4 protein-coding genes are annotated in these 4,682 nt (G+C 45.8%); all 4 read right to left on the bottom strand.

From position 1 onward, the window contains the following. Positions 1-1,324, bottom strand: a 1,324-nt coding sequence (locus tag VB081_RS09400) for a citrate/2-methylcitrate synthase (protein ID WP_323400562.1), incomplete at its 3' end; no start/stop codon positions are given. A 235-nt stretch (positions 1,325-1,559) separates the two neighbouring features. Next, the gene (locus tag VB081_RS09395; RefSeq protein WP_323400561.1) at positions 1,560-2,732 is read right to left on the bottom strand and encodes a malic enzyme-like NAD(P)-binding protein; all 1,173 of its coding nucleotides are present in this window, start codon (positions 2,730-2,732) and stop codon (positions 1,560-1,562) included. Beyond that, positions 2,732-3,697, bottom strand: a complete 966-nt coding sequence (locus VB081_RS09390) for an L-lactate dehydrogenase (protein WP_323400560.1) — start codon at positions 3,695-3,697, stop codon at positions 2,732-2,734. The genes VB081_RS09395 and VB081_RS09390 overlap by 1 nt, the downstream gene beginning before the upstream one ends. Before the next feature lie 141 nt (positions 3,698-3,838). Next, the gene (locus VB081_RS09385; RefSeq protein WP_323400559.1) at positions 3,839-4,555 is read right to left on the bottom strand and encodes an NAD-dependent protein deacylase; all 717 of its coding nucleotides are present in this window, start codon (positions 4,553-4,555) and stop codon (positions 3,839-3,841) included. Positions 4,556-4,682: the final 127 nt, after the last annotated feature.

Genomic DNA, 4,682 nt, shown 5'->3' with positions numbered 1-4,682 from the left:
CATTCTTAGATGCGGGTCGAATGATCTTGCCTGCGTTGGAAAGTTCCTCTATGCGGTGCGCGCTCCATCCGGCAATACGTGCCATCGCAAAGATTGGTGTGAACAATTCTGTCGGTAATTTAAGCATACTATATACAAAGCCGCTGTAAAAGTCCACGTTTGCGCTGACGCCTTTGTAAATCTTGCGTTCCTTGGCAATGACCTCCGGTGCAAGACGCTCTACCAATGTATATAGCTGGAACTCCTTGGAAAGGCCTTTTTCTTCAGATAGGTTCTGTACAAAGCTCTTAAAGATATCTGCACGCGGATCGGAAAGAGAATAAACTGCGTGCCCCATACCGTAGATGAGCCCGGCTTTGTCAAACGCCTGCTTGTTGAGCAGTTTGGCAAGATAATCCTTTACTTCGGACTCGCTGCCCCAGTCTTTTAAGTTCTTTTTCATATCTTCGATCATCTGGACTACCTTGATGTTCGCGCCGCCGTGCTTCGGCCCTTTTAAGGAGCCTAAAGAAGCCGCAACGGACGAATATGTATCCGTTCCCGAAGAAGATACGACATGCGTCGTAAACGTCGAGTTGTTACCGCCGCCATGCTCTGCATGCAGCACCAGTGAAACGTCAAGGATATGCGCTTCCAACTCCGTATACTTGCTATCCGGGCGAAGCAGATGCAAAATGTTCTCAGCAGTAGAAAGCTCTGGATCCGGCACATGGATAAAGAGGCTCTGTCCATCGTGATAATGACGGTATGCCTGATATCCATAGACGGAGAACAGCGGAAACAGTGCAATGAGCTGCAACGACTGCCGTAATACGTTCGGTATAGAAATGTCGTTTGCCTTTTCATCATACGCGTAAAGCGTCAGTACGCTTCTGGCAAGCGTATTCATCATGTCTGCGCTCGGCGCTTTCATAATGATATCACGTACAAAATTCGTAGGCAGCGTGCGGTAATGCGCAAGCAACTTTTTAAAATCCAAAATCTGCGACTTATCCGGCATATCCCCGGTCAGCAAAAGATAGACAACCTCTTCAAAGCCATACCGCTTTTCCTTGATAAAGCCGTTTACAATATCCTTGATATTAACCCCGCGATAGCATAGCTTCCCTTCGCAGGGCACAAGCTCGTCCCCCTGTTTGATAAAGGACTGTATATCTGAAATGCGGGTAAGACCCGCAAGTACTCCCTGTCCATTGATATCGCGCAAACCGCGCTTTACCTGATATTCAGTGTATAAGGCCGGATCAATATCACCTGTCTGCATAATCTTTTCCGTCAAAGCGTATATCTCCGGTGTAATATCTGAAATACGGCTGTTTTCCATTCAATAATCCTCCTTATATTTTCATAAAAACCTATTGACACTTCTTGTATTTAGAGCTACAATTCATATGGTAATAAAAATAGTTCAGCATCGTTTCCAAAAATGTTATTTATTTATTATACTACAAATGGCGTTATATGTAACGCTTTTTTTATTTCTTCATTAAACATTAAAAATAGATTGCATAAAAAAACCGCTTAGTTAAGCGGTTTTTTTGAATGCTATGCTTTTTTGCTCAGATACGGCTGACACCTGATTTTTTTGCGGCTTCCGCAACTGCTTTTGCAACAGCGGGGCCAACACGTGTATCAAATGGCGAAGGAATGATATAATCCGGTTCGAGCTCATCCTCCGCGATCAGGTCCGCGATCGCATACGAAGCAGCGATCTTCATGTCGTCGTTGATATCACTGGCACGTACATCCAATGCACCCCTGAAAATACCCGGGAACGCAAGCACGTTATTGATCTGGTTCGGGAAATCGCTTCTGCCCGTTCCGATGATTGCCGCTCCTGCCTTTTTCGCAATATCAGGCATAATTTCAGGCGTCGGATTTGCCATCGGGAACAGGATCGGCTGATCTGCCATCGATTTGACCATTTCCTCTGTAACCGTACCCGGAGCGGATACGCCGATGAATACGTCTGCACCTTTCAGTACATCTTCAAGGCTTCCTTTTTTCATCATCAGGTTGGAAATTTCCGCCATTTCTTTCTTTTCTTCATTCAGCCCGTCACGACCCTTATAGATCGCTCCCTGACGGTCGCACATCACAACGTCCTTTAAGCCCATAGCCATCAGAAGCTTGATGATCGCGATACCTGCCGCGCCTGCGCCAGACGTAACAACGCTGATATCGTGGATGTCCTTTCCAACAAGCTTTAACGCATTGATCAACGCTGCAAGCGTTACCACTGCCGTACCGTGCTGGTCGTCGTGGAAGATCGGGATGTCGCAGATTTCCTTTAACCTGCGTTCGATCTCGAAGCAACGCGGCGCGCTGATGTCTTCTAAGTTGATCCCACCAAAACTGCCTGCAAGAAGCGTTACGGTATTTACGATTTCATCTACATCCTTGCTGCGGATGCAAAGCGGGAATGCGTCTACATCACCAAATGTTTTGAAAAGAACACATTTCCCTTCCATAACCGGCATGCCTGCTTCCGGGCCGATGTCTCCTAAGCCAAGGACTGCGGTACCGTCTGTCACGACCGCAACAAGATTGTGGCGGCGTGTATATTCGTAAGAGAGATCTACGTTTTCAGAGATTTTTAGGCACGGTTCCGCTACGCCCGGCGTATAAGCGATCGAAAGATCGTCTTTATCATTGAGCGGCGCTCTGCTGATCACTTCGATCTTGCCTTTCCACTCTGCATGTGCTTTCAGTGCTTTTTCTTTGATATCCATTATTTTGCCTCCTCATCAAGAATCGCGATTGATTTATCCAAAAACGCTTTCATTGTTTTTGCGGAATTCTTCAGTTCTTCCATTTCTTCAGGATTGATATGCAGGTCAATAACCTGCTTGACCCCTTCATATGTTACGATACACGGAAGACTGATTGCGACATCCTTGATGCCGTGATAATCTTCATCCAAAACATGAGAAACAGGCAGTACTGTGTGTTCGTCTTCCAATATTGACGCAACAACACGCGCGACAGACATTGAAACGCCATAAAAAGTCGCACCTTTCAGGCTGATGACTTCCGCCCCGGAGTCACGCGTCCGCTCAAAGATCGCCTGACGGTCAAGAACCTTATTATGATCCTTTAAATGCTCGTCGATACGTTCGCCGGCAATTGTGATGCTCGACCAGATCGGCACTTGCGAATCCCCGTGCTCTCCTAAAATATACGCATTGATATCACGGATATCCGTATCAAAATGCTTACTGAGCAAATAGCGAAAACGGGAGGTGTCGAGCATCGTGCCCGAACCAATGACCTGTGAAGCAGGCAGGCCTGACGCCTTGTGTGCCACATAGGTAAGCACGTCCACTGGATTCGAGACAACAAGAATGATCATGTCCTTGTTGTACTGTGTGATCTGCTTTGCAATGTCATACATGATCTTGACATTGGTCTGTGCAAGTTCCAGTCTCGTCTGCCCAGGCTTACGCGCGATCCCCGCCGTCACAATGACGATAGAAGCGTCTTTGCAATCCTCATAAGTTCCGCGTTTGATGGACAACTGTCGGAAAAACGCGATCCCATGATTCATGTCAAGAACGTTGCCCTCAGCCCTGCCTTCGTCCACGTCAATGAGCACGATATCAGAACTCAGTCTTTTGAGCATGAGTGTATAGGCGACTGTAACGCCTACATTACCCGAACCGATTACCACAATTTTGTCTTTCGCTTTTGTTCTCATGTTTCATACCTTCTTAAAAATAATAAATATTGTAAAAAAGAAGGAAAACCCTCTCTCCCCCTTTTCACATACACGGTACCGATGGCAAATTCGAAATCTTCCACATATATATTATATAACCAACTTTGGCAAATTTCAAATTTATTTTATTTTTGAAAAAATTTCTCCAATTTTTTCCGAAATCAGCAGATTCGCATGTGCGTCGTGATTCGTAGAAGCCTTATTGATCAGCACCAGCTTATCTCCTTTATAATACTCAATCATCCCTGCCGCGGGATAGACAACAAGCGACGTACCGCCGACGACCAGCATATCCGCATTGAAAATCGCCTGTACGGAACGCTCGACCACATCGTCTCTCAACACTTCGCCGTAAAGCACGACATCCGGCTTAATGATTCCGCCGCACGTGCAGCGCGCAATACCCACACTGTTTAAAATATCCTCTGCCGTGTATTGTTTTCCGCAGTCCATACAAGTGTTCCTATGCACTGATCCATGCAGCTCCAAAACATTTTCAGAGCCTGCAGCCTGGTGCAAGCCATCAATATTTTGAGTAATCACCGCTTTTAGCTTTCCTTGTTTTTCAAGCTCTGCCAGCTTCTTGTGCGCCGCATTTGGCTGTGCATCAAGAAGCAGCATTTTCGCGCGATAGAAGTCAAAAAAATCTTCTGTATGCGTCATAAAAAAATCGTGACTCAAAATCGTTTCCGGCTCAAATCGATACTGCGTATGGTACAAGCCGTCTACGCTGCGAAAATCCGGAATACCGCTTTCAGTGGAAACACCAGCACCGCCAAAAAAAACGATATTTTCACTTTCATCGATCATTTGCTGTAATTTTTGTATGCAATCCATGTATTAATCAATTTCCTTTCCAAAACCGATTGCCCCGCACAGCCAGTTTGTGTTAACATAAAGACTGTTTGCAATATTTAGGAGCGGAGGAAGATACCTGTGCGGCATACGGCTATAAAATATGACA

Source organism: Christensenella sp. (genome assembly GCF_034927525.1).
Lineage (GTDB): Bacteria > Bacillota > Clostridia > Christensenellales > Christensenellaceae > Christensenella.
The sequence above is the reverse complement of the archived record's forward strand: the minus strand, read 5'-3'. Positions and strand labels throughout refer to the sequence as shown.